Origin of the sequence: Butyrivibrio proteoclasticus B316, from assembly GCF_000145035.1 — a bacterium.
Classification (GTDB): domain Bacteria; phylum Bacillota; class Clostridia; order Lachnospirales; family Lachnospiraceae; genus Butyrivibrio; species Butyrivibrio proteoclasticus.
The window spans coordinates 492,296-518,720 of sequence record NC_014387.1 but is presented as its reverse complement, the minus strand read 5'-3'; the positions used below and the strand labels follow the sequence as shown (position 1 = coordinate 518,720).

24 protein-coding genes and 1 pseudogene are annotated in these 26,425 nt (G+C 36.0%); all 25 read right to left on the bottom strand.

The window, feature by feature from the left end:
• Positions 1 to 44: 44 nt before the first annotated feature.
• A pseudogene (locus tag BPR_RS21685) lies at positions 45 to 323 on the bottom strand (CatB-related O-acetyltransferase); the annotation flags it as partial.
• A gap of 359 nt (positions 324 to 682) precedes the next feature.
• Positions 683 to 1,672 (bottom strand): GDP-mannose 4,6-dehydratase, encoded by a 990-nt coding sequence (locus BPR_RS02050; RefSeq protein ID WP_013279801.1) that lies wholly within the window; start codon positions 1,670 to 1,672, stop codon positions 683 to 685.
• 50 nt (positions 1,673 to 1,722) lie between these two features.
• Positions 1,723 to 2,496 (bottom strand): hypothetical protein, encoded by a 774-nt coding sequence (locus BPR_RS02045; RefSeq protein ID WP_013279800.1) that lies wholly within the window; start codon positions 2,494 to 2,496, stop codon positions 1,723 to 1,725.
• A complete protein-coding gene (locus BPR_RS02040; RefSeq protein ID WP_013279799.1) occupies positions 2,489 to 3,721 on the bottom strand; it encodes a lipopolysaccharide biosynthesis protein in 1,233 nt (410 codons plus the stop codon). The genes BPR_RS02045 and BPR_RS02040 overlap by 8 nt, the downstream gene beginning before the upstream one ends.
• A 24-nt stretch (positions 3,722 to 3,745) precedes the next feature.
• Positions 3,746 to 4,747, bottom strand: coding sequence for a glycosyltransferase family 2 protein (locus BPR_RS02035; RefSeq protein WP_013279798.1), 1,002 nt, complete (start codon positions 4,745 to 4,747; stop codon positions 3,746 to 3,748).
• An 11-nt stretch (positions 4,748 to 4,758) separates the two neighbouring features.
• Entirely contained in the window at positions 4,759 to 5,949 is a 1,191-nt protein-coding gene (locus tag BPR_RS02030; protein WP_042256371.1) for a glycosyltransferase family 4 protein, read from the bottom strand.
• 53 nt (positions 5,950 to 6,002) lie between these two features.
• Positions 6,003 to 6,827, bottom strand: coding sequence for a hypothetical protein (locus tag BPR_RS02025; RefSeq protein ID WP_143754247.1), 825 nt, complete (start codon positions 6,825 to 6,827; stop codon positions 6,003 to 6,005).
• A 283-nt stretch (positions 6,828 to 7,110) separates the two neighbouring features.
• A complete protein-coding gene (locus BPR_RS02020; RefSeq protein ID WP_013279795.1) occupies positions 7,111 to 8,058 on the bottom strand; it encodes a glycosyltransferase family 2 protein in 948 nt (315 codons plus the stop codon).
• Between the two features lie 42 nt (positions 8,059 to 8,100).
• A complete protein-coding gene (locus BPR_RS19445) occupies positions 8,101 to 9,297 on the bottom strand; it encodes a glycosyltransferase (RefSeq protein WP_013279794.1) in 1,197 nt (398 codons plus the stop codon).
• A 17-nt stretch (positions 9,298 to 9,314) separates the two neighbouring features.
• Entirely contained in the window at positions 9,315 to 10,763 is a 1,449-nt protein-coding gene (locus BPR_RS02010) for a DUF362 domain-containing protein (protein WP_013279793.1), read from the bottom strand.
• A gap of 11 nt (positions 10,764 to 10,774) precedes the next feature.
• Positions 10,775 to 11,656 carry an ATP-grasp fold amidoligase family protein gene (locus BPR_RS02005; protein WP_013279792.1) on the bottom strand — a complete coding sequence of 294 codons (882 nt, stop codon included), beginning with the start codon at positions 11,654 to 11,656 and terminating at the stop codon, positions 10,775 to 10,777.
• The gene (locus tag BPR_RS02000) at positions 11,653 to 12,591 is read right to left on the bottom strand and encodes an ATP-grasp fold amidoligase family protein (RefSeq protein ID WP_013279791.1); all 939 of its coding nucleotides are present in this window, start codon (positions 12,589 to 12,591) and stop codon (positions 11,653 to 11,655) included. Before BPR_RS02000 ends, BPR_RS02005 begins: the two co-directional genes overlap by 4 nt.
• A gap of 74 nt (positions 12,592 to 12,665) precedes the next feature.
• A complete protein-coding gene (locus BPR_RS01995; protein ID WP_013279790.1) occupies positions 12,666 to 13,244 on the bottom strand; it encodes an acyltransferase in 579 nt (192 codons plus the stop codon).
• A complete protein-coding gene (locus tag BPR_RS01990; protein WP_013279789.1) occupies positions 13,237 to 14,190 on the bottom strand; it encodes a glycosyltransferase family 2 protein in 954 nt (317 codons plus the stop codon). The genes BPR_RS01995 and BPR_RS01990 overlap by 8 nt, the downstream gene beginning before the upstream one ends.
• A gap of 78 nt (positions 14,191 to 14,268) precedes the next feature.
• Positions 14,269 to 15,453, bottom strand: a complete 1,185-nt coding sequence (locus tag BPR_RS01985; RefSeq protein ID WP_013279788.1) for a DegT/DnrJ/EryC1/StrS family aminotransferase — start codon at positions 15,451 to 15,453, stop codon at positions 14,269 to 14,271.
• A gap of 15 nt (positions 15,454 to 15,468) precedes the next feature.
• Positions 15,469 to 16,371: an alpha-1,2-fucosyltransferase gene (locus BPR_RS01980; RefSeq protein WP_013279787.1), complete on the bottom strand. Its 903-nt coding sequence runs from the start codon at positions 16,369 to 16,371 to the stop codon at positions 15,469 to 15,471.
• A complete protein-coding gene (locus BPR_RS01975) occupies positions 16,368 to 17,564 on the bottom strand; it encodes a glycosyltransferase family 4 protein (RefSeq protein WP_013279786.1) in 1,197 nt (398 codons plus the stop codon). Before BPR_RS01975 ends, BPR_RS01980 begins: the two co-directional genes overlap by 4 nt.
• A 27-nt stretch (positions 17,565 to 17,591) precedes the next feature.
• Positions 17,592 to 19,367 carry an ABC transporter ATP-binding protein gene (locus tag BPR_RS01970; protein ID WP_167531132.1) on the bottom strand — a complete coding sequence of 592 codons (1,776 nt, stop codon included), beginning with the start codon at positions 19,365 to 19,367 and terminating at the stop codon, positions 17,592 to 17,594.
• A 14-nt stretch (positions 19,368 to 19,381) separates the two neighbouring features.
• On the bottom strand, positions 19,382 to 19,609 hold the full coding sequence (locus BPR_RS01965; RefSeq protein WP_013279784.1) for a hypothetical protein: 228 nt from the start codon (positions 19,607 to 19,609) through the stop codon (positions 19,382 to 19,384).
• A complete protein-coding gene (locus BPR_RS01960) occupies positions 19,602 to 20,276 on the bottom strand; it encodes an AAA family ATPase (protein ID WP_013279783.1) in 675 nt (224 codons plus the stop codon). The genes BPR_RS01965 and BPR_RS01960 overlap by 8 nt, the downstream gene beginning before the upstream one ends.
• Before the next feature lie 172 nt (positions 20,277 to 20,448).
• Complete coding sequence (locus tag BPR_RS01955; RefSeq protein WP_042256366.1) at positions 20,449 to 20,823, bottom strand: desulfoferrodoxin family protein; 375 nt, start codon at positions 20,821 to 20,823, stop codon at positions 20,449 to 20,451.
• Positions 20,824 to 20,891: 68 nt separating this feature from the next.
• On the bottom strand, positions 20,892 to 21,866 hold the full coding sequence (locus BPR_RS01950; protein WP_013279781.1) for a hypothetical protein: 975 nt from the start codon (positions 21,864 to 21,866) through the stop codon (positions 20,892 to 20,894).
• 130 nt (positions 21,867 to 21,996) lie between these two features.
• Positions 21,997 to 22,134 (bottom strand): hypothetical protein, encoded by a 138-nt coding sequence (locus BPR_RS20690; protein WP_207636482.1) that lies wholly within the window; start codon positions 22,132 to 22,134, stop codon positions 21,997 to 21,999.
• Positions 22,135 to 22,269: 135 nt separating this feature from the next.
• Positions 22,270 to 23,562, bottom strand: a complete 1,293-nt coding sequence (locus BPR_RS01940; RefSeq protein ID WP_013279779.1) for a hypothetical protein — start codon at positions 23,560 to 23,562, stop codon at positions 22,270 to 22,272.
• Positions 23,549 to 26,332, bottom strand: coding sequence for a hypothetical protein (locus BPR_RS01935; RefSeq protein WP_013279778.1), 2,784 nt, complete (start codon positions 26,330 to 26,332; stop codon positions 23,549 to 23,551). Before BPR_RS01935 ends, BPR_RS01940 begins: the two co-directional genes overlap by 14 nt.
• Positions 26,333 to 26,425 lie beyond the last annotated feature (93 nt).

The following is a 26,425-nucleotide window of genomic DNA, read 5'->3' as shown; positions in this document are numbered from 1 at the left end:
CACTTCCCCAGTAACAATTAATCAATATATGTATAGTCTTCATCTTAATCCTCTTCTGCCAAAGTACTATCGAATCGACATAGTCTTTCGTAATTTCCCTTTATTCTCTCTTCAGACCATTCCCACCATCTTATTTTTTTCATTAAAGCTATCTTTTCTTTGTCAAATCTCCATTTAATGAATTTCGCTGGTACACCACCAACGATTGAAAACGGCTCCACGTCCTTAGTGACCACACTTCTAGCCGCTATGATGGATCCATCTCCAATTTTCACACCACCTTTTACAGTAACATTCTCCCCAATCCAAACATCCGAACCTATGCTTGTAATCGGGTATTGGGTTATTCTAGGCTTAATTATGTTATCATCATCTATTTCCGCACCTATCATATCAGGCAATTCATCATTGATAGAAAAGGCATCATATTCATGAACAAATCCCAAAACTCTAAATCCTTCAGCAAAAACCGTGTAATTTCCCACTTCTATATTGGTGTATACCGAATAACCAGAGACTTTTGTTCCACGTCCAAAAGAAACTTTACCGTAATATGTTTTAGGTCCATAACTAAACTTGACCTTCTCCCCAAACTTTGGTTTCCAATATAGCTTAGAAATTAATGCCTGAGTTCCAAACGGTAGCCTATATAAAAGAATCTTGCAAATATCATAAAAGCCTTTCATTCCACCAGTGTTCCCCACCGCTTATTTCGTACAACCATCTCATTAATTATGTCATCAATAGTTTTATCAAATGGTATTTCCGGTTTCCATCCAACCGAATCATATATCCTATAATTAGCTCCAATGATTATTGGATTTTCATTTGGTCTAACTAATTTGGCATCAATACTACACTCTATCTGCAAATCTAGATGTGTAGCAATAGACTCTATAACGCTCTCCAATGATCTTCCTTTTCCACTGCAAATATTGTATATTTCGCCTTTGGTTCCACGCTGTAATAGTAACCAATAAGCTCTTACAACATCTCTAACATCAATAAAATCCCTTATGACGGATATATCCCCAGTAACAATTGTCCCCTTTAATAGACCTCTATCTTTTATATCTAATATTTTTCTAACAAAACTAGGAATCGCAAAACGTTCATCCTGCCATGGACCGATATGATTAAATGAACGAGTAAGAATTATATCCAGACCAAAACTATCCACAAAAAGTTTTGAAAGCATTTCCTGTGATACTCTAGCTACTCCATATGGGCTAGTAGGGATAAGCCGTTGTCTTTCTTTGATTGGGATATCATCTTTCCCTACGTTACCATATTCCTCAGAAGAACCAACAGATAGGATTCTACATGTAGGCACATATTTGGCCACGGCATTAACTACATTCAGAAATATATTTGTATTATTCATAAAACTTTCTGTAGGATGTTCCCAACTATAAGCCACACTACTAAATGATGCCAAATGCAGCAGGTAATCAGGCTTATACTCTTGTATAATCCTCTCAACACTATTAACATCTAATAAATCAACCTTCTGAATCGATATTTGTAAAATGTCACCATATTTATCAGTATTATAAAGCGGCATGGATATATCAAGGCCAAGAACATCCATCTCTTTCCGAATATCATATAGATACTGTAAAAAATGATGTCCTACAAACCCAGAAATGCCCGTGATTATAATTTTTTCCATTGCTATCCCAATCAATTGTCAATTATTTTTATATGAACAGTAATACCATTTCACGATTTATATAATAATTTGTTTTGTACAACTTGCACCAACTCAGGAAAAAGCTTAATCAAAAGTCCCTTAGTCTTCGCTGTGACTTCTTTTACAATAGACATCCTCCGTCTAGCTGAAAAATCTATCCAATAACCATTCTTCTTGCAATGCTTAACTCCCTGATTAAGCCACTCCCCTTTTCTAACTGCCTCCATATATGGAAATCTATATGCTCTACTTTCAAGTAACAGTATTGGCTCATCTTTACATTTCATACTGTACAGCCTTTCAAATTCCCACGCAGTCATACCATCCTTCAAATAGCGCAATAAAAAAGAACTGTCCCAAATCCCTGCCTGTGTAGATAAGCAATAAGATGACCCCGGAATAAGCCTCATATATTTACTATTTAATGCAAAAGGCTCCATCTTACTAACATTTGTTTCTAAAAGGCGTATATTCTGAGCCTTATAGCATTCCATATCTGCCAATGCTTCACTAAGCTTATCTTCATCTATATAGTCAGTCAGCAAATAATCATCCATGAATAGCATAACATATCCCGTCCCAGCTCTTTCAATTGAAGCCTTTATCATTTCTGCCCAACTACTATCTAATTCTACAACATCGTCAAAAGCGTAATTGCCTTCTTCATATTTATCCGTAGCCAATATTAGTTTGCAAGTACTTTTACTATAATAACGTCTATAAAAGAAAGAAAAAGCAGCCCACATATCTTTATTTTTATAACACGAATATACTATTATCGCCAAATCAATTCTATCATTCATCTTTTTTCACTCTTAAATAAATTATAGATAAAAATACCGAAAGGACCATTACTATTGACATTCCAATAGGAATGTATCCGATATTTGGTTTATATAATACAACTCCTATCCCATAAACTCCACCCACTATAGCTGTAATTATGGAAAAAGATTTTATGAGTGAGGTGACAACTGCATATTGATAAAAAATCCAAAACATTCCTAGAACAATCGAAAAGCCAGCGCATGGAGCTATGTATGATGCGCTTTCAATATAATTCTTGCCATACAAAACTTCTATAAGAGTTCCTCCAAGCAAACAGAATACTATTGAATAGACAAGCATCAACACAAAAGTAATAACTTCAGCAAAAAGCAATATCTTTCCTTGCTTTCTTACATTTTCATAATTATGGGCTATTTTAGGCATAATCATAGTTGCTATGGGTGAAGCAATGAGGAAATAACTTATTTTTGCAAGGTTTATTGCAACAGAATAAAGTCCCATTTCCGTTTTACTACAGTAAAGATTGCCTAATAATAAATCGCCATTATTTAAATAAAGAGACACAACTGCATACAAAAGCAACGTCCATGCAAAGCTTTTTAAGACCTCTTGATCCAACCCAAACTCGTAATTTTTCCAGTGACGCCTAGCCCCCTTTATACTACTAAGCAAATACCAAATACATACTAGCTCAGAAAATGCCATTCCAACTATTACTGCCTGATAACCATTTCCTATTATTCCAAGTCCCCATCCAATGGCTAACTTAACAACATAAAATATTATTGTGCATGTTCCTAACGGTATGAATAACTGTTTCCCTTGTAACACTCCATTTAGCAATAGAAAAACATTATTAGTGATGACTAAAAACGCAAACAAAACGTACACAACCAATTTCTCAAAATGCAAATATTGCATAAGAATTTTCGAACCAAAGACCATTACAAGTGTAATAAGTATATTAACCAAAATAAAGAGGCTTATGGCATTGTAAACATCTCGAGATTCTTTCTTATCTTCAGCAATACTTTTACATACTATTATCTGAATCGGAATCACTAACACGCCTAAATTTGTCACAGCAGCCTGAAGTGTAGACACCACGCCATAATCTTCAACAGAAAAAACTCGTCCAAAAATAATAAGCGTAAAGAAATTAATTGCTGAAGCAATAGCCACCAACATACTATAAGTAAGTGGGGACTTCCTAAGAAAACTAACTAATCTATCTATCATCTGTAAACATTACCCATAATTCATTTATCCGTATTGCTGATTTTCTATTGTTTTGCCAATTATTTTCAAACAATATTGGATTATTATTTCTATCATTACATACCAAGAATACAGTGGATGTAGTAAAAAACTAGCATCTTTGTAATAAATGCTCATCCGCACAGCATCTATAACTGGGAATACTATACTAATACAATATAGCGGATATCCCCATTTTCGACGATTCAAAGCCACATTATTCTCTGCCACAGCAGAATACCCAGAACCATTTTTATCAAAAACATTATTAACAACACGAAATTTCAATTTTTTAAAATATGTTGATAGACTTGAAGACGTATAATGAACAATATCATCGCCCTCAATACAACCAATATATTTAGTATCTCGAACAGTTTTTTGAAACAATACTGTAGAATTAACTTCGTCAAAAAGATCCGAATATTTCGTTCTTAAATATTCTCCTCTAAAAAGAGTGCAACTATCTCCTATAGGAATTATATCATCATCCTTAAACTGGCCAATATAATAACCTTTTTGCTTAAGAATATCTGTTTTTTTAATAAGACCTATATTTCCATCTATAAACCAATTATATGCATATGCAGTAAATGGATCGCCCACAGCACTTATATACTTACCACTTATTCCGCTCTTCTTTGGAGGAACATAACGCGCCAGCAAACAATTCACCTCGGTGTGCGCATCCATAAAATCTATTCGTCTTTTTAAAACATAGGATGTAGCAAAAACTTCATCGGAATCCATTATCTGTATATATCTACCAGTACATGCTTTTAGTCCGATTCTCTTTGCAATTTCAGGTAAACGCTTCGAATTATCAAATATAATACAATTATATTTTCGAGCTATTTCCCTTGTATTGTCAGTTGATCCTCCATCTATAACCAAGACTTCAACTTCAGACTGTTCGAGATTCTGTTCCCGAATACTCTTAAGAGACATTTCTATAGTACGCTCTGAATTATACGCTGCCATAATAATACTTATAATTGGCTTGTCCATATATTACCTTCTTATCTATTGCAAGAAATTATCTTTTCTAACACTTCATCTAGAATGGAAATATAGTCCTTTCCTAAATAAGTCACTGTGTAATCATAAGCTGCATCTCTCATCTTATCATAATCGGCTTTTTCCTCAATTACCATTCTCATACATTCTGCTGCTGCATCTGCCGACCTTTCTTTGGTGACATACCCCGCTCTTCCAAAATTAACAGCATCTCTAAGTCCGGGACTATCAAAAACAATGCTAGGCGTTCCAACATATGCTGCTTCAGATATCGGAATTCCCCAGCCTTCTCTAACCGACAAAAATAGCAGTGCATGAGCGCTGCCTAGAATTTCTACCTTCTCTTTTTCTGAAATGAATCCTGTACAACGTATATCATAAGTCTCATCATTTGGGCTTGCTCCTATAGTCATACCATACTTTTTGCAAATAGGAATAAGATTATCTGAAACATATTTTTCATCATACTTTCCTATAATAGACAACTTAGCAGAAGGATATTTTTTCTTTATAATTCCCAAAGCCTCCACAACTATATCTATCCCTTTGTATGGAATAAAACGTCCAACATATACAAATGATGGAAATTCTGTTTTTCTTGGAAATTCTTCTTTAGGCAATGGTTTTTGTCTGAGTACCTGTGGCACAATCAGTATCCTATTCCTATCAAAGCCTAACTTTACCAAATCCCTGGCCGTTGATTCAGATACAGTAATTGTAAATCCTTTTCGATACAGCCTTGTCATATATTTCTCAGCAAACTGCCCCACTACACTAAATGGAAATTTCATATTAATTTTCCAAATTTCTTTGGTCATCTGGTGTATGTAAAATATTCTCTTTTCCAATGGAACATAAAATGGAGTAAAGAATCTATGGGTATTGCATTGATCTAGCACAAAATCTATAGCATCTTGGTTATGCTTATAAAAAGCATACGCCAAAGCTATTACTGAAAAAACATTTCCAGCTCTATAATATGTTATTCCATCTATTTCAGAATAATCATCCATGCCATCATATAACGCAGAAAAATGAATTATACGATATTTACCTTTTGGCAACAATGAAAGCATTGCATGCGTCTGTACTTCTGCCCCTCCTTTGTTGGGAGACTCTATATCTCGCCATGACAAGGCTAAAATAGTTATTTTATTGTGATCCTTTTGAATTCTTAATGATTTTATATTCATAGTCATTGCTCAATGAGAAAATAATATAACATTATCAAACTCATTTTATTCTATCAGCTTTTACTGTTTTTTATCCAGCTTATATATTTAATATTGACTGTAATTTTGCGTATTAGTAAATTAATAAGCCCCGATGTAAATAGTGTTAATAGCACTACAACAAGTACGTACAAAGTTCCATTTAGTACCGGTTTCAATATCTCAATCCATATTCCATGAATAAAGAACATAATCAAACTCATTTTTCCAATGTACTCTAACATGCTAAAACTCATAGTTACGAACAGCATTACCTGCACAACCATTACAAGCATCATCAATGTCGCTATATTGCGCTCAATTTGCATCACAACAGAAACATTTGGATATGAACCATTTATTATGTATAAATAAATCATTCCTAGCGATATAAGAGCACAAAAAATTATAATTCCATATCTGTAAGCTCTTTTTTTCTGAATTAGTTTATTTGCTACTAGTACATAAAACACACTTCCATACGCAAACCCTAATGACTGATGCGGCCACCAGAAAAATGGATTAGGAAAAACATGCACCACTATACTATATGCTGTCCAAAAAACAACAATTATTATCCAAGCTCTATCAAGTAACAACTTATGCGAAACACCTTCAATAACATAGGATAATAAAAACGCATTAATCCACATCATTCCTGAAGAAGCAACAGAGATATTTAATATCATCTTTAGAAAGCAGAAGCAGATATAGAGAACTATCACGTTAAAAAACTTCTTTATAAGCCATTTATAAAATCCTGCCTTGTCTTTTTGATACTTAATTTCTATTCCGTATGATGATAAAAATGAGAACAATCCTACCGCTATAGCAGAAACATAATTATCTACCACTTGCATTATTCCTTGATGTATCTCCATCTCGAACGAAGAATGGTATACAACAATAACAAGTATTAAAAAGCCTTTTAAAGCAGTGGATTCCTTGGCAGTCCAAAAGGTATCTATCGGATCCTTACGTAGTTTCAGGGCTAATAGCAAGACTATAATCAATATTATTTGAATTAGCAATTTCTCTATTTACCTTTTATTTTTTTATAGTAATAATTCAAGTGCTCAACTGTGCGTGTCATATAACAATTCATCAAGCCAAGCTGGTCAAATAAGCTGTATAAACAGTTATTTATTTTACCATTTTGCCAATGTTACTTGCTTTTGCAATATAGATTGGCCTACCCTTAAGTTCCAAATATATACGAGCCATATATTCTCCTATAACCCCTAGAAGTGTAATGATCACTCCACCTATAAGCATCAGAAGAAGTAAAATGGTCGTAGTATCTTCCCAGGCTCTTACACCCGAAAGAGTATTTTTTAACAAAATAACTGCATAAACAACAGTAGCAGATACCAAGCAAATCCCAAGCCATATAGCTGCACGAAGGGGTGTCGTAGCAAATGATACAAAGCCATGCCATGCATATCTTGCCAGCCCCCAGAAAGACCACTTACTATTTCCTGCAAATCTCTCAACATTTTTGTACTCAATCCATACCGTATCAAATCCCACCCATGACATGATGCCTTTGATAAATCTCTCTCTTTCAGAAAGAGAGACTATGGCATCAGCCATCTGCTTGGTCATTATTCGATAGTCAGATCCTCCTGGAACTAATTTCATAGAGGTCACTTTATTGATAATCCGATAGAAGCCTCTAGAAAAGAAGCTTCTGATTATTGGCTCGCCGTTTCTACTAACTCTCCTAGCCCCACAACAATCATGTCCTTCTTCCAACTTAGCTATCATATCAGGTAGTAGAGCTGGAGGATGCTGAAGATCTGCATCCATAAGTGCAACATAATCTCCCTGACAGTTTTCGAATCCGGCATATATAGCAGCCTCTTTGCCAAAATTACGAGCAAAAGATATGTACCTTATCTTGTCATCACCATAATCACTTGCAAGTTTTTGTATTTCAACTAGTGTATCATCACTACTTCCATCATTTATGTACAATAAAGAAAATGAATAGCCAGACAACTGGCTAAATACCTTATTAACCTCTATATATAGTTTTGCTATACATTCTTGCTCATTATAGCAAGGCACAATTATTTCTATATGCTTCATTATGATATTTCGCCTTCATCTTTTGATTCTGCTTTTCAATTCTTATATCAGGTTCAAATAGCCATCTACCATTGCTTCAATGCTAAATTTCCCTACTGCTTCATTAGCTTTTTTTTCACACTCATGTACAGCATTCTCTCCAGACAATGCCTGTATAACAGCATTTGCAAGATACTGTTCCTCAATTTGCAATGGCTCTGCCGCTGAACACTCTTTTTCGCTACATATTGGAGAAATAATACCATATTCTGCTTGGTATATATTGCCTAAAAGTTCGTCTTCTAATGGCAATTCTGGTGCCAACACCTCCCTGGCGCCGGATTTAAAGTCAGTGGCTACGCAAGGCATGCCCAATACCAATGCTTCAATCAGCGAACTCGGTAATCCTTCAAAAATAGATGACATGACAAATAGGTCTGCTCTAGCCACATACTTAAATGGATTATCTACTGCACCTTTAAATACAACTCTGTCCTGAATACTTAGGTCCTCACATAACTGCTTAAGGTATTGCTCCTGTTCCCCAGCACCTAGTATTAGTAATAGCGCATCAGGAATATCTCTGACTATTAACTGCATGGCTCTGATAAGGTGCCAATATCCTTTAGCCTTGGTCAATCTTCCTACACTAATCAAAACGGTATGACCATCAAACATTTCACTCTCATCATCTGACAATTGTTCTTTTGACTTAGTCCTGATTTCGTTAAAATCAAATCCATTATATATTGTCACAAGATTATTGCCTTTATAATGTATCTGCTCTCGAAGGTCCTTCTCAACTCCCTTTGATACTGCAACCACATTATTAGCGTGTCCATACAGAAGTCTAACTAATGGAAAAACTATATATTTGTATTTCCAATCAAATCCTGAAGCCGAAAGTTTCGAATGTACTGTTGTGATTACTTTGGTATTTTTTTTGCCAGTAATAATATTTGCTACATTGGCACTATCAAGGAAACTAATAGCCGCATCATAATTTCCTGTCTTTTTTATCTTGTGAAGCTTAGATAGCCTTCTAAAAAAAACACGTATCTGATAGGATAATTTGCCTTTATCGTCTTCATGAGGCATTCCTAAATCTATGATATTGCCTTTGTACGGATAGGATACGTCGCTTGCATCATTAAGCAGAATATCCACTTCACAATTTTCTGGCAGTCCCATTATCAGGTTAGACGCCACTCGCTGCGCACCACCATTACTTAAACTGGATACTATAATCAGTAACTTCATTATTGTCCTTTATGTCTTTATTTGATGAATGCATCCTTCCAACCGCTTGAAGGAACAAATCTCCAATTTGTATCATCATCCAAATCATCTAATAATCCACAGTATCCCTTAATATTTGATGAGATACACGGATTGATATTCTTACTAAATCCGTATTTTTCAACATTTAGCGCCGTCTGAATAGTTGGTATTTTTTGAATATCTGCTCCCATTAAAGAAGCAATTACATAATCAAAAGCTAATTGATTTTCTCCTAATGCTATAACTCCAAGATTCTTGGGTGACGGCATTACAGGGCCTTCTTTTTCTCCGGATATTATCATATCTGCAATTATCACCACTTTTCGCTGTGGTGTTTCACAAAGTTTGCCATTTTTATCTGCATACACGAGAATCTTGTTTAAATCATTTATCGTCCTACTTATAGTATGATTACCGCTCCAACTGCCTTCTCCAGGTTCTCTATGTATAACATTAGCAAGGATTTTGAATCCATAAGCCAGAAAGAAAGCAGGTCTGGCTATCAAGTATTTGCCTTCCCCTTCTTTCATGTTCTTGTAATCATATAATTTATCGCTCATTACGCGAAGTATACTCTTGTGTTTGTACTCATCTCCACCATTTTCCACACTACCTATTGTATGATGAGGAAGATACTCTTTTCTTGCATTTATGCCCACCATATTTTTCATGGCTATAGTGACACCTGCTTTACGATGTGTTTTAGGCTTTGGCATGTTGATTACGACATCTGCAGCAAGAAGATGATTACTAACATAATACTCATGTTTTTCTGAATTATGATGAGAAGCAAGCCTTCTAGGATCGTAATTTGTAATTCTCAAATTCTCCAATGATTCTGCGCTGTCATCATAGAACTCACTATCTTCAGCCAGATTTATTATTGTCCCAGAATTCCTATTGTCTATAGTCTGCTTATGGGTGCCCATTACAATATCAGATTTAAGCTCTCTGAAATCAACTAGTGAAATATCTATTCCCTTAGATTTGTAATAATTAACCAAATCCTCTAATCCGCTTTCACGGATGAGAACATCAAATTTGCATTCCTGCATCGGGGCATCGCCTATTGTTATAGTCCCTTTACCATTCTGTGCCTTAATCACATAATCTATAACTGGCGCTATAACAGATGGATTAGTAAACAGACAGTCAGTTCCCTCTCCAGACCGGTTATTATCCATTACTAGATTAGGTTTGATTAGTACATTTGATGTCTCATTTATAAATTTTCCAAACGGGTTCCAATCTTCCAAGCCATAATGTTCTGCATCATAGCCATACAGATGAATCGCTTCCCTCACAGAATTATATACATCATTTTCACCTGAAGAAATCTCTTCAAAAATGTATTCCGGATATTTTTGAGATGGTCTGAATAATTCTCTCTTAGACGGATAATAAGTCTTTTCGGTTTTATATATAGAAATATCACACTGTGTCATAAATAATCTCGCTATTTATTAGGTATTTTTATATAATCGCCCATTGTCTTACCAAATTCAGCTGGCTTGAATGTCTCACATCCTGATCCATGATAAAGTGTTATCTCTCCGAAATAGATTTTGTCATAAATAACGTATAAATCCACTCTAGCCTGTGTTAAGCCTTTGGAAAGTTTAGATGCCACCTCAAGCATTTCTCGCAAACATTCTGGTCTAGTAATTTGATGTCTGGGGTTAGTAGGATACTTGATCTGCGCTGGAATATATTCCCATTCAGGTGTATACAGATTTCGTTCATGCTTGGTAAATCTGCCAAAATCCACTTGGATAACCTTGGGTACTCCATCAAAGCAAAATATCTTATAGTCTTTTAATTCGGTACCAGACTCATCCACCAAGTATTTCTCTGCATATACTCTTGGCACCAACCCCTTATATGCCCATTCTCGTCCATGAAGATAATAGTCTCTTTTAATTCTGTTTCCTAGAAATCTGCTCGCCCTCTTACTATCAAAAGAATCCTTATTATGGCAGATTACGATTCCCCCACTATCATGCGTGCATTTTAGTACAAACTGATTGGGTAGTTTATCATAGTCAATATCGTCGCAAGAATCCCATGGTCCTCCCACTACTGGAATGAGGTATTCTGCACCAATTCTATCTGTCACAAATTTTCTTACTTCAAGTTTATCAGCCAATTTATGATAATCAGGGTTGTGATCATATATCTTAATCCATTGTATTTTATCATTATATGTCTTTGGATTTTTTAAATTAAGTTTACCACCATTCACAAGTCTATACTGCAATTTAGCAAATGATAAGTCATCAATTGGCGAAAGTAAAACATATATTAAATGGGTTAACTTATCTCTTATTATCTCGTTCATCTTTTCTCTGGCAGTATAAGTTTCTGTCCTAATTTGAAATCCCAATCACCTGGAATAAATTTAAAGAAACCATCCCAGGTATAGAAAGTCATTTCACCAAAAATATAGTCATCTTTATCTACATAAAAATCTACTCTTACTGTAGGAAAATCCTGTGCAAGCTTCTCCGAAGCATTTATCATATCTTTAATACATTGGGGCATTACATTTTCTTCTTTAGAATTAGCATAGTAATTTGTTACCATATCTAGTCTGTTTAAATCTCTATCATAGAAATCATTTGTCCTAAAATCTAATCTACTATGTGCAATTCCCTTACACACAGTAATGAACTCTACTTTACCATTTAGGCATGTAATCTTGTATTCTACTGAGCTACTTTTTCCCAGCGTATCAACATATGGCTCCGCAATAATTCTAGGCTTTACGTTCTTATACTGCCACTCTCTTCCAGCATAATAGAAATTTCTCTGTAATCTGGAATTAAGAAACGCATTAGTTTCTTCTACATCACACTGCTTCTTATCCCTTATAATACGTAAGCCCCCACTGTCATGCGTTACTTTAAGTACAAATGCATCTGGTAGCCTGTCATAATCAATATCTTCTGCATTATCCCATACCCCAATGCATGGAATTACATGGCTTTCGCCAATCTTATCCGCAACATACTTCTTTACTTCATACTTATCCACCATCTTTGTAAGAAGTGGATCATGGTTATTAACCTTAAGCCACTGCAATTTTTCTGAAAAGGTCTGTGGATCATTAAAATCCATTTCTTTTCCATAAAAATATTTACATAATTTATTAAGATACTTTTCATCTGGAACATCATGAAAATGACCGTGAGCTCCAAGATATTTGTAAATACAATATCTCAAGTTGGTCGCTTTAACCATCTGGATGTTAAAAATCAAGCTATTTAATCCCATATTTAATCACTCCCCCTTATCGCCTATTATATTTCTAGACAATAAGACTTCTCCCCTATAGTACCCTTTTATCATTAGTTCTCAGATAAACAGTTATTTTCTTTTGAATACGAGTGTCCACAGTCTGGACATATATATTTTCCATTTTCTGCCAAATCAAGTACCTGCCCACATTCGCATACCCAACCTATCTGCTTTGCAGGAACTCCAGCCATAAGAGCATGAGGTTTTACATCACAGGTCACTACCGCTCCTGCAGCAATCGTTGCATGATGCCCAATCTCGTGTCCGCAAACTATTGTGCAGTTGGCGCCAAGGGTAGCATCATGTCGAATTACAGTAGGCAAATATTTGTGATTCTTTGGATAACGAGATCTTGGAGTAAGATCATTTGTAAACACGCAACTTGGCCCACAGAACACATAGTCTTCTATAGTGACACCTTCATAGATGGATACATTGTTCTGTACTTTTACCCCGTCCCCAAGGGTAACGTTATTGGAAATGTTTACATTCTGGCCCAGAGAACAATTTGCACCAATAACTGCACCTGATTGAATATGACTAAAATGCCAAATCTTGGTATTATCACCTATCTTGACATCGTTATCTACTATTGACGATTCATGTATATAGTAATTACTATCATTCATCTTTTTTATTTCCAAATTCCTCTATCGACTTCACGCTATATGGCGCATCAACATGTACACCATAATATGTCTTGATAAGTATCTCGCTCATAAGTCCAAATATGATCATGATGAGACCAATGATAACGAAAAAAATGGTTAGCAGGGGAGGGAAGATATTGTTGGACATTTTCCTTCCCATTGCAAATAACGCAATTGACCAAATGCCACAGGCAAATCCCAACAATTCAAAAATCATTCCCATTCCACCAAGAAGATGCAAAGGCCTGGTTGCAAACTTATTCCAAAACCATACAGAAATCATATCAACAAATCCCTTGATCGTACGCTTCCAGTTGTATTTTGTGTAGCCTGAAGTCCTAGGTCTGTGGTTAACAACTACTTCTCCTATGGTGAAACCTTTAATCTTAAGGATCGCTGGAATAAATCTATGCTGTTCTCCATAGAGGTTTACTCCCTTGAAGCACTCTCTTTTGTAAACTTTAAGAGAGCATCCACTATCATGAATTCCATCATGTACAAGGAGATATCTCAGGAAATTCGCCCCTCTTGAAACAAATCGTTTCATAAAGGTATCCTTACGGTTCTTGCGCCACCCGGAAACTACATCAACGCCTTCTTTTTCCAAATATTCCAGCATCTGAGGAATATCAGCAGGATCATTTTGGCCATCTCCATCCATAGTTACTATGTAGTCATACTGCGCAGCCTTGATTCCCGCATCCATTGCAGCTGTCTGTCCAAAATTCTTGCGCATTTTGATATATTTAAGTGGACTAAGTGTTCTACATACTTCATCAGTTCTATCAGAAGATCCATCATTAATAAATATAATCTCATATATATAATTGTTCTTCTCACAGACATCCTTAATTTCTCTGTGAAGATTTGCTATGTTGCCTTCCTCGTTGTAAACAGGAACCACAACAGATATTCTGTATTGCATAAAAGTCTCTCCCTACATATTTTGGTTAATGCATAATAACATAAAAATAATAAACTAATGAGAAAACGTTTGCAATCTTCAACTCAGTGAATCCATCACATCTTTTAAAGCCTTGCAAATATAATCGACTTCATCATCATGCAAATATGGATGTATCGGCAAACATAGAACAGTACTACAAAGTTTCTCAGTATTTGGACATTCTGCCTCAGCACTTCTTGTCTTTTCAAATGCTCCCTGCTTGTGCATAGGTTTTATATAGTAAATATTGGTTGGGATACCGGTTGAGCGCAGCTCTTTTTGAACTACAGATCTGTCAATGTTTTCTGGAAGCTGAATTGTATACTGAGCCCAAGAACTATAGTATCTATCTGTTATATGTGGCACTGATAATCCCATAACATCTTTTAATAATTCATGATATTTTTCAGCAACATGGTTGACCCTATCAAGTTCATTAGAACAAAATGTTGGAAATTTGGCCAACAGTACTGCCGCCTGCATAGTATCAAGGCGAGAGTTCATACCAAGTCTTATATTATTATATTTGGCATTTGGATCATCCGGATGTTCCATATCCTTGCCATGTACTGCTATTGACCTGCATAGCTCAGCCAGCCTGTCATCATCTGTGAAAATAGCTCCCCCATCTCCATAACAGCCAAGTGGTTTAGCAGGAAAGAAACTGGTAGTAGAAATTGTCCCTAATTTACCAGCCTTTATCTTTTCTCCATTATCCATTGTATATTCACCGCCGAATCCTTGAGCAGCATCTTCCAACAATATAAGCTTATATTCTTCACATATATTTTTGACAGCCTGATAGTCAAATGGCTGTCCAAAAAGGTCGACTGCCACGACAGCCTTAGGCTTTAATTCGCCTTCTTCTAAAATTGTATCTATGGCCTTTCTAAGTGAAGAAGCTGAAATATTATATGTATCTAAATCAACATCAACAAATATCGGAGTCGCGCCAACAGAAGCAGGACACTCTCCCGAGGAAAAGAAAGTAAAATCGGGAACAAATACTGCATCCCCTTTGCCTACTCCAGCTGCCATTAATGCAATAGAGATAGCATCTGTACCATTAGCACAAGAAATGCAATGTTTGCGTCCCACGTAATCAGCAAGCGTTCTCTCTAGTTCTTTTACCTGTGGTCCACTAATAAAATGGCAACCTTCTATTACTGAGGATATCTCTGTGTTTATCTCATTTTTAATTACTTCATACTGTCTTTTTAAATCTCTAAATTCTATAGTCAAAATAATTCACCTCTTTTACTTAATACCATTCCAATCAGAGAATGTCTTTTTATCCAAGGATTCCACATCAGGATAAACTATTAATGGATTCATACTATCATTAAGGTATGCTGCCCATAACGAGAACGTGGAATTAGCAATAATATTGTTTTTCATTCTGCTCATCAAAAGCATGTCCACATGCGCTAATTCATTATCATACCCCGCCACAACAGTTTTATTATCAATCCATTCAAATGCTGTCTCAGCATAGTACTTGTCATCTGAGAAAATGAAAAACTTAGCCTGATCTACCCTATCCAGTACATACTCAACCGCCTTCTTATAATAGGACAATCCTACTTCTTTTTCATATTCACTTCCAACATAATCTCCACGTCTTACATGCAATGAAACAGCATTATCCCTGAGCATTTCATCAGTTATGTATTTGTCACATTTCTCAGAAAATTTGAGTTTATTCCTCAAGTCTTCGATATTGCCTTTGAAATAATCTATATTCTGCCAATATCCATCAAAATACCTTATACCATTGTTTAGCGCATTTATGACCTCTGATACATCTGTATTACTAATTTCTGTGTAGTACGAATGTTTTCTCTTGCTAAAAAATCTGTCATTCACATTTGTTCTTACAGAATTAAGCCTGTCAGCACCCTTTCCCCCATACATTATGGGAATTTGATCAGAATATTTAATGATATCCCAATTAGATGCTACTTCAATATTTATATTTGGAAAGATGTTCCAAATACCAAGTTCACCATGCGCTGATCTTATCTTGTAGTATGACAAATCTGCCAAGACTTCATAATCTGAATATTGTTGTCTTAGCCATTCGCAAAATGCATATTCATATAATTGATTTCCAAGTCCTCCTTGGAATTTAACTATTAGCTTCTTTTCGTTTTTTGTCACTTTTGTTCCTTTTGCACAATAATCTTATCAAATAAAGCCATATATGCTTCTGCTGTCTTTTCCCATGAGAATGCTTCTTTAATAAGGTATTTGCTACGTTTTCCCATAGTCTTTAATTCATCCGGTTTAGATAACATATCAACCAGTATTTTTCCAAATTCATATACTTTGGCAACTTTTCCATTGCCATCAACTAACTCATCACTTCCCTGGCATGGAGTCATAAGGATAGGAAGCCCATAGGACATAGCTTCTAACACAACATTTGGCATCCCCTCTTTTCTAGATGGGAATACAAATATGTCTGCATTTCTATAGAACTCAGGAAGTTCTTTTTTGTTTTTTTGACCATAAAAAGCTACGACGTCCTGTAGGTTATGTACTTCTGTGAGTTTTTCTAGTGTTTCCCTATAAGGGCCATCACCAACAATCTGAAATTTTATATTTTTACCAATATTTTGGCTCTGTTGCTGAATCTCGGAAAGCTGCGGAATAATATCTTGTAAACCTTTTCTTTCTATAAGCCTAGAAACAAAAAGAAGATTGATGTTTTCGTCATGGCATGCCTCAGTGTATGCAATAGATTTATAGTCGTTATCTTTTTCTTCAAAGGCATTCAGATCTGCGCCATTGGGTATTACCAAGATTTCTTTTTTATCATAGAAATCTTCAGCTAGTTTTTTAAGACCTATACTATTTGCAACAAGAGCGTCTGCTTTTTTCCAAATCATCTTAATTGCTGGTCCTATAAGCTTATAAACTTTAGTAAATCTATCCTGGAATCCAGGGATATCTCCGCCACCAAATCTTATCACATATGGCAGTTTATATTTCTTTTTTAGATAATAACCGACAGGGCCACTTGGAATACCAAAAAATATCTGACATATATCATAATTGTTCTCTTTTTCCAGTCTATCAGCTACTGGAATCGCCTTTTTCAAATAATCAAGCATTTCTGAGAAGCTACAATGTTCTTTATGTTTTCTTTTGGCTTTGAGCCTAGTGATGGTTATTTGACCGTTTGTTATGCTATCCTTGATTGTTTCATGTTCATCAAGACCATCAAACCATACCGTTACAATATCTACTATATGCCCTTGCTTGGCATATTGCCTCGCAAGGTTCATACAAGCATTGGCTCCGCCTCCACCAACGGGAGGATATTCGTGGGATATTATTATTATTTTCATTAATGGTTGTTCCCCTGTTATATACGCTTATAGGCCAAGTTCCGCTTTGGTTTTTTCAATAAGTTTTCCATTAGAAACCTCGTATATTCTATCGCAGTTTCTAACTGTTGATAATCTGTGAGCTACAATAATCAGCGTTTTTTCTCCATGAAGCGCATCAATTGACTCCATAAGTGATTTCTCGGTTTCATTATCGAGCGCAGCAGTAGCTTCATCAAATACAATAACCTGAGTTTCAAAGTAAAGTGCTCTTGCTATCGCAACTCTCTGTCTCTGCCCTCCAGAAAACTTGACACCGCGCTCACCTACTATTGTATCAAGGCCATCATCTAATGTCTTCACAAAGTCGCCAAGCTGAGCCTGCTCGATTGCTTTCCATACTTTATCATCATCAATTTCTTCCGGAGTAAGTCCAAAAGCTATATTATTTCTTAGAGAATCATCTGTAAGGAAAATGCTCTGTTGAACATACGCAAGCATATGACTCCAAGAGTCTATGCATTTTGTAATATCAATTCCATTTACTTTAACTTCTCCACTTTGAGGTGTGAACAGGCCTAATATAATATCAACAAGTGTTGTTTTACCGGAACCAGAGGCTCCAATGAACGCTACTGATTCCCCTCTTTTTATTTCTAGTGATAACCCGTTAATGACGTCTTTGTCTGCACCTGTATATCGCCAATGAATATCATTAAGTGTTATATTTTTAAATTCCATTTCTGGAGTAATGGCAAGAGACGATTTATCAGCTTCTATCACTCCTTCTGCATTAAAGCTTACTAGATTATCATACGCTTCATCAACACCAGGTTTTTGGAAAATAATCTGCGTCGCAGATCTAGAAATTGTTGACATTGCTGGAAGCATCTTGATTCCACCAACAGCGAATACCGCAAGCTGAGGCAGGAACGACGTAAGATCTGCACCCTGCAGCACTCTTACATACAGAATAAATATGATACCAGACATGAATACTGTTTCAATAATTCTGATTGGAAATGTCTGTACAGTGATGTATTTGGCTTCTAGTTTTCCTTTATTTTCAAATGCTCCTTCATAGGCATCAATAAATCGATCTTTCCTGCGCATTGCCATTATCTCTTTGATACCTTCAAGTATCTCATAAGAATACTTGGTAACACGTGTTTCAGCAACTCGCTGTTCTCTACCTAGAAAGCTTGTTTTTTTCCTGAGGATAACTACAAGAATATACACGCAAATCAATGAAATGCCAAGAAGTCCCATAGCCATTGTCAGATCTGTATATGCTAGAAACGCTGCTATCATGAGCAGTGTCAGTATCTGTGTAACAAGATCAAATAATGTTCCAAGTGCATCTTTCACACAGCCCACATCATTACCTATTCCACGGATTATCACAGAACTGTTAGTCTCTACAAAAAATTGATATGGCTTATTCATATATGCTCTTAACATCTTAACAGATAGCTTTTTCTGCAATTTGAATCTGTATGAATTCTGAAAATATGCTGAATACATCAAGAATGCATTCTTAAGTATATAGAATATAACTAGCGCAAAGCTCATGAACAAAACAAGCGATAAACCACTTATTCCCATTATGACAATGATATTGCCAATTACAGGATATTCTCTAACCTTCTCAGGTGACGCGATGGCATTAATAAAAGGGACTATAAGGCTTACTCCGACTGTCTCCAAAACTGCGCACAACAAAATATCAGCCAAAACCACATAGGATCTTCGCCTGTCTCCCTTATCAAGGATTCCAAATATTCTTTTTATTACATCGATGAATTTTTTAATGTCGTTAGTCATTTTGTGTATCCACTTCATTTATTTACATTAAAACTATTATGGTAATACTTTTCCTCTGATATCTGAATGGTATAAGGAATATTTGCAAATACATTTTCCATGTTCTTGAGTATATCTTCGGTTTTTCCCTCCCTCGCAGCTCGCTTTATCAGATCAACTGTCGCTGAAAAGTCCGCGATATCCTCATCCACAAAAAGAGAAACTATATTTTTCTGAAATGAGTCTCTTACTTCTTTACCCAAACATACAGGCGTACTTTTTATCCATACTGATATCCGTCAGACTATTCAATTTACTAAAGATAGATAACTTAGCGAACTTAATAACACCAGTCATGAATACAAAACGTTCATACTGCTCATATCCTTTGATCATCTGATAGAACGCTTCCATAAAGTCACGAAAGGTTTCCGCCTCACTCTCATTTTCGAGATGTTCCATGATAGGCTTATCATATTCATCTATAAGAACTACTACTCCTTTTTGATTCTTATGATATAACGTCTCAATGAGCTCCCCAAATAGAAGCGCAGGGTCTTCATTGTTAACATCTACTCCATATTTACCCGCTATAGTCTTAAGCGTCTGGACAAGCCACGAAGACAGCAAATCTATACTTAATACATTTGCTCTGCCAAAATCAAGATGGATAATCGGATACTCTTCCCATTTATAATCTGTTTCCTTACAAATATAGCAGTCTTTAAATAAATCCTTTTGGCCGCTAAAAATGGCTTCAAGAGTTGAAATTGTTAGACTCTTACCGAATCTCCTTGGGCGGGCGCAAAAATATTGCCCCTTTGCAGTTGTAATGGCATCATACAGATACTTAGTCTTATCAACATATATACAGTTATTTTCAATTAGATCTCTAAATGAATAAATTGACGTTGATATTTCTTTTCTCATGGAATATCTCCAATTTCCTCTTTACCATCTATTTTTCAACAGAGAGCTCTTGCTCTTGAAAAAATGCGATGTGGAAAATCCACACCGCATCCACTCTAGACATTATACAACATCCCGAAGATGATAGATAGAGTTCGTATATCTTCTACTTAATCCTAGCTTCAGTATTAACTTACACTTCTTTAACCCACAGGCCGTGAAGATTGCAGTACTCGTAGACTGCCACAGCTTTTTCGCCAGCTGGAAGTACAAATTCAGCAACTGGTTTCTCGGAAGGCTTCAGGTACTTGATCTGAGCACCGGTTGTTGTCTCAAGTGCTATGAACTGGATGTAGTGGTTATCCATCATAGGATGTTCCACTTCTCCAATCTGAACTTTAACAGTGTTTCCCTCTACTGTTACATCTGGTACGTGCTTTTCTACTGCACCGTCAACAGCGCCAGGTACAAGCTCTTTCATTGGCTGTCCGCAGCACACTACTGGAACGCCTGAATCATTAAGCTTGGTGATAATGTTTCCGCAAGTTTCACATCTGTAGAATTTCATGAGAACGCCCTCCATATACACTTATATTTGTAATGTTTTGAAATATCTTCTAGACTCCATTATTAGTTCTATCTCTGTTCAATGCACTTCTTTAGATATGTTGCTCTGGTACTAGCAAGGTGCTTATTTATAAATGTACTGTAGATATCTTTATCTATTTCTTTTCCCGAAATGTACTGATCCATAGTGGCTTTGAATTCTTCATAATCCTTGATGTTAGGGCATATCTTGTTAAGCTCGAGTTCTCTTGTCTCTTCGTTGTCGGTGTATCTGCCTATGAGGTGGCAGTAGAAAACTGCGCTCTCATAGAATCTTGCTGTAACGAGATCTGCTCCGCCGAATACATTTCGGCTGTTGTCACACTTAGGTGTAGAGACAATGCTGACTCTTGCTCTTCTCATCATATCAACAAACTCAGGTCTACCTGGGAGCTTACCTATATCCCCTCTGGTTGTTGAGGTGTAGTGCAGAGAAGCGTTCTCGCCCTGGTAAATGTACTCTACATCAGGATGTTCCTTGCAGTAATCCAGCATGTATTGGTGCATTACTGGGTTCTTCCTGCCTATCTGGATTACATCTATATCTTTGTCCGGTACTTCCTGTGTATAGTACTGATCTGATACACACTGATGGATGAAGTATACGTTCTGGCAGCCCTTGGATTTCATCTCGTTATAGATATCCTTGGATGCTACAAAGAATGCTGGAAGGGCTCTGGTCGCTTCCATAATCTCATCAATCATGTTTCTGGCGAAATCGAGATATATGGGGATGATGTTCCTGGTAGGAATCATATAGTAGCCTTCAGCATCCATTATGATAAGAACGCCCATCTTATCTGGGTCAGTTATTATATATTTCCATACTTTCTTAGGTAACAGTTTTTTGGTATATCTTTTTAGTCTGCGTAAGATTTTGTCAAACAGGTTGTTGGTAAGGCTCTCTACTGTAGTGCCCCACTCTTTGGCCCATATGTCTTCCCACTCGAATAGTACATCCCATGATGGCCATGTGATGTAGCCTCTTTCTGAATATACTTTCATTTGTATGTCCTTCTTGCTAGAACCGTTTTGAATACAAGTCTATTTTCTATGATATATTCACAGACCAAGTTCAGCCTTAGTTCTTTCTATAAGCTTACCTTGAAAAACTTCATATATTTTGTCGCAATTTCTAACTGTTGATAATCTGTGTCGCAGATCTTGAAATTGTTGACATCGATGGAAGCATCTTGATTCCGCCGACAGCGAATACCGCAAGCTGAGGAAGGAATGAAGTAAGATCTGCGCCTTGTAATACTCTTATATACAAAATAAATATGATACCAGACATAAAAACAGTTTCAATAATTCTGATAGGAAATATGCGGTGTGGAAAAACCACACCGCATCCACTCTTGATATTATACAACATCACGCTACCGAATGATAGAATGCATCTGCCTTCTCACTTATCACTAGATGTTGCATTTGTATATGTATCTGGAATAAATATGTCAACCATCCCATCTTCAGATATTACTGCCACTACAAAATATATTTTACCAGCGTCCTTAACTAAAGATGAGCCATATGTATAAAGCGAGTTAAAACGTGCACCTCTGCCTGGATCGCCTTCCAAGATGGCTTTTCCATCGACTATTGCTCCTACGCCGTAGCATTCACCCTCTAAATTAAGCAATATAGCGCCATCTATCGCAGTAACTCCAGAAGATTCTATTAGCTTTTTGTCCAATTGCCTAGGCTGAATTTTTCTTGCTCTTTTTAGATTTGTTAATCTGTCAACCTCGATCAGCAAGTGCTTATTCTTATTTTTTCCCTTATCCCCGATAAAAACTAGGCCTGTCCCATGAGAAGCAAACTGACTTGCGCACTCTATTACTGCTTTTACTGTAGCAGCATCTTTAGATTCAAGATATCCATCCAGTTTAGACAACTGAGCAGACACTTCGTTTTTTGGCTCCAAGAAAGGAATGTGGAACACGCCTTCTCTATAGTCCAACAAAACATCCTGCTGTTTTGACACATTTCTGTATACCACCCAGGATAACTTACTTTTGATGTCTATGTATACACTTCCTTCTTTCAACCTATTATTTTTGACAATTCCCAGCATCTTATATTCATATTTGCCGTCTTTTTTACAAACAGAAATCAGTAAACTATTATTCTTACCCGCTAATTCCATATATTTCTTAATAGTCCTGAGATTATCAGTTGCAAATAACAGCGGTCCATCATCACTGATAAATTTAACTAGCATTTTATTATCGCATTTATCTAATCCCTTAGTAAAAAAGCATAGCGTCGATTTATTAAATCTTTTTTCATATTCCATGGCAGAAACATGTATCAAAAGCTCAGTCTCAGGTAACTTATACTTCTTCATTACCTTCTTGCGATACTCTTCTATAAACCAATCTTTCTTTGAAAAATTACCTAACAAATAGTTGACTCGGTTGGCATCGCATCTTCTGTTGAGATTATCCACCAGCAATGATAGTACTAAATCATCCTTTAGTGATTTCTGTAATTCGTCACATATTACTTCCAGTATAAAGCTTAATGAATCTGCTTTTTTCTGATATTCTTTAGCCACTTCCCAACATAAAACGTGTTTTACAGCTTTACACGATATTTTGTCAGAAATATCCAGACTCTGCTTCATATCAAATATTTTTTTTATTCTTTCAGAAATGTCTTCCAGTACCTTTTGGCTGTCAGTCTCAGTGTTCCCCATTTTTTAGTAGTTTCTCCCAATTATTCTCACCAATTTCGTTATAGTAATTAGCAATATGTTTATGAATATCAATAATAATATCGCTTATTCCAACTCCACCTTTTTCAACAGAAAAGAGCTCAAACATTTCTTTTACACTTTTCCGTTTCATATCTCTCTTTTCATTCTTTTCGGAATTAAGTTCATCCAGCTTGCTTACGCAATGCATAAGGTACTCAGCTATAAGTTTTAAAACGTACTTATCTTCCATGATGGTTAAACTAGATATTCCATCCCTTGTTAGTTCCTTTTTATTCTTAATAGAATCCGCTAACTTTTTTATTTCTTTTCCCTTTTCTTGTCTTTCGCGAGATAGGTATTTGTCCATTTCCTCCTTGGCTATTCTTGCAGTTTTAACGCAGTCGCTATCTGTAAAAGCGTTATCACCACACTGTATATCTCCTTTCTTCCAATGATACTTTTGGCAGTGGATCATACAATAAGTAACAAGTGCTGATCTAAGTGAAAAAACTGTAATGCAATCAAAATCCTCTTGTCCTTGGTATTTAAGTTCTCTTACAACCAACTCTATATACTCACTAAATGAATATTGTAAAGTCTTTATACAAATTAGATCTGCTATGCATTCTTTGTATAAGTAAAAGAGTATAGAAAAGACACCTTTAATATCAAATAATCCTCTAAGAGTTTCACCTGTAAATTCCTGTCCCCAGCGATGTATATCCTGTGACAATTCTTCGATTTTCTTGTCAGGTTCTTCATTGTCCAATTGATAATAGTATTCTCTTTGCAACAGAGAATGCCATATTTTCTTCGGATCCATCTGTACAATACAGACCATCACGTTCTTTTCCCTTGGCACCACCCATTCTCTATGATAGATTCGTTTTTTTAAATGATTTGACATAGGGTCATCTTTACTGAAGTTTTTGGCTATCCATATTTCATTAGCCTCTTCTGCTAAAGTTTCTATATTCTCTGCCATCTCGTCCCAAATATCATCATAAAGCGCAAACATAAATCTCTTATCTCTGCCTTTTTCCTGCCTGGATTTCTGAAATGATAATCTGATGTATTTTACATACATATATGCCATTATCTTCGTAGTAATCTCAGCACGCTCTTTCCTGTTTCTTATTCCTCCCCCGACGTTATGTGCCACCTCATGTCCCAAAATAAACATCAAATCACGTGGTCGATAGGTATTTATTTCCGGAAGTTCCATTAGAAATAGCCTCTTTGTGTCAGATATTGTGCTAAACTTTTCTCTTAATTTCACAAAATCAGAGACTCCAGGATAAGCCAGAAAAACATATTCATGTTCCTCTTCGTTATCATTCACAAATGTACCGAGATATTCCTTCATGTTATAAATATAGGCATTGTAAAATGCCAGTAGTTTCACAGGAGTTTCATACACTCTCACATCAAAGTCTGGAGCCTGAGTAAACTGACGATCAGACCTAACAGAATTCTGAACCAACAAGCTGAATTCTCTAACAAACCCATAAGCCGATCTAAAAAAAGCGTTACGTATTTGCTCAATTCCTCTATCTGCAGCTTCTGGGTTTTCCTTGTAATAATCAAGCATTTCTTCTTCATCGTTCAATGCCTGCTCGGCCAAGTCTATCAAAATTGACATCTGCGTAAGCATCGTTTGAAATAGATAATCATGAATAGGGCTTACCTCAAATTTGCCTAAAGAATTTAAAATACTCAAAAAATATCGTCCAAGATGAGAGATTTCCCCATTTTTACCAGCTCTACTCTGCCATTCTTTACATCGATCAACCAACACTCTACATAAGACAGGCTCATTTTCACATATCTTTCCAGTCTTATTCGCCACAGGGAGTCCTTTATTGCTGATCTTATTCGCATCATAATCCGAACCTATGATTGTAGTAACTCCAACTAGATTGTCCTGATATATTTTACTGGTATGGTTGAAAATGCCTTCATTCTGCTTATAGAAAGAAAGGAAAATATCCCACGGCAACTCTCCTATCTCAAATTTGATATCATTGCAGCCTAGCACACCCTGTTTACTAATAGTTCCAATATATTCTTCGCCACCTTTTTCTTTTATCTCCTCAAGCATATGGTTATAAACAACATCAGCCAATTCTAGTTCTAGCGCAATAATATATATCTGTATATTTCTTGCTATTCCAAGCTCCTTTCTACATTTACCTTTATTGATCATTTTCATATTGATTGAAGCAAAAGAATAGCCATAGCTCACTCTAAGCCCAGCTTTTCCTAAATGAATATCTTCTATTATCTTGGCTCCATCTTCATATTTTTTGCATTTGAGAACAAGTATAATATCACTATAGTCAATGCTAAAATACGTTATAGCCTTAACATCTGTATTTTCGACACTGTCCTCTAATGCCGCAGCCCTTTTTAGTGATTCCTTGGAGCAAATGTCCTTGTCTATTTGAAGCATGGAAAAAAACAGGAATGGATAATCTGCAGTTTCACTATCCTTCCAGAAAATAGCATCCCTCTGTTTTGTATCATCGTCATCTCTAAATCCAAACACCGTTTGTATGGAATAGCTTCCGCACAGCTCCTCGCTTTGAGATCTCTGTGCATGCCATAATTTTTCAAAATCTAAAGCGCCTTCCATGTTTTCAAAAAGATTTTCACCCACCAACATGTCGTCATAATATCCCAGTATTTTCCACTGTACGTCCTCTACAGCCGGCTTAGAAGGTGGAAGATAATCATTAAACAAATAAAACGGTCTACATACTTTTCCCATACTTTTCCCCTAACAATCCCCATGTTTTATAATAAAAAAACTGGCAAGAACCTTCGTCCTGCCAGTCAAATACTAACTTCACAAAAATATTTA

Coding starts and splice junctions, on each gene's coding strand:
- BPR_RS02010 (WP_013279793.1), bottom strand. CDS start 10,763: ATGACACAGTGTGATATTTCTATATATAAAACCGAAAAGACTTATTAT.
- BPR_RS19445 (WP_013279794.1), bottom strand. CDS start 9,297: ATGAAGTTACTGATTATAGTATCCAGTTTAAGTAATGGTGGTGCGCAG.
- BPR_RS02000 (WP_013279791.1), bottom strand. CDS start 12,591: ATGGGATTAAATAGCTTGATTTTTAACATCCAGATGGTTAAAGCGACC.
- BPR_RS02005 (WP_013279792.1), bottom strand. CDS start 11,656: ATGAACGAGATAATAAGAGATAAGTTAACCCATTTAATATATGTTTTA.
- BPR_RS02045 (WP_013279800.1), bottom strand. CDS start 2,496: ATGAATGATAGAATTGATTTGGCGATAATAGTATATTCGTGTTATAAA.
- BPR_RS01960 (WP_013279783.1), bottom strand. CDS start 20,276: ATGAGAAAAGAAATATCAACGTCAATTTATTCATTTAGAGATCTAATT.
- BPR_RS01955 (WP_042256366.1), bottom strand. CDS start 20,823: ATGAAATTCTACAGATGTGAAACTTGCGGAAACATTATCACCAAGCTT.
- BPR_RS01975 (WP_013279786.1), bottom strand. CDS start 17,564: ATGAAAATAATAATAATATCCCACGAATATCCTCCCGTTGGTGGAGGC.
- BPR_RS01970 (WP_167531132.1), bottom strand. CDS start 19,367: ATGACTAACGACATTAAAAAATTCATCGATGTAATAAAAAGAATATTT.
- BPR_RS01950 (WP_013279781.1), bottom strand. CDS start 21,866: ATGAAAGTATATTCAGAAAGAGGCTACATCACATGGCCATCATGGGAT.
- BPR_RS02035 (WP_013279798.1), bottom strand. CDS start 4,747: ATGGACAAGCCAATTATAAGTATTATTATGGCAGCGTATAATTCAGAG.
- BPR_RS02040 (WP_013279799.1), bottom strand. CDS start 3,721: ATGATAGATAGATTAGTTAGTTTTCTTAGGAAGTCCCCACTTACTTAT.
- BPR_RS02025 (WP_143754247.1), bottom strand. CDS start 6,827: ATGCAAGTGGTAGATAATTATGTTTCTGCTATAGCGGTAGGATTGTTC.
- BPR_RS01935 (WP_013279778.1), bottom strand. CDS start 26,332: ATGGGAAAAGTATGTAGACCGTTTTATTTGTTTAATGATTATCTTCCA.
- BPR_RS01940 (WP_013279779.1), bottom strand. CDS start 23,562: ATGGGGAACACTGAGACTGACAGCCAAAAGGTACTGGAAGACATTTCT.
- BPR_RS01990 (WP_013279789.1), bottom strand. CDS start 14,190: ATGCAATACAGAATATCTGTTGTGGTTCCTGTTTACAACGAGGAAGGC.
- BPR_RS02020 (WP_013279795.1), bottom strand. CDS start 8,058: ATGAAGCATATAGAAATAATTGTGCCTTGCTATAATGAGCAAGAATGT.
- BPR_RS01995 (WP_013279790.1), bottom strand. CDS start 13,244: ATGAATGATAGTAATTACTATATACATGAATCGTCAATAGTAGATAAC.
- BPR_RS02030 (WP_042256371.1), bottom strand. CDS start 5,949: ATGAATATAAAATCATTAAGAATTCAAAAGGATCACAATAAAATAACT.
- BPR_RS02050 (WP_013279801.1), bottom strand. CDS start 1,672: ATGGAAAAAATTATAATCACGGGCATTTCTGGGTTTGTAGGACATCAT.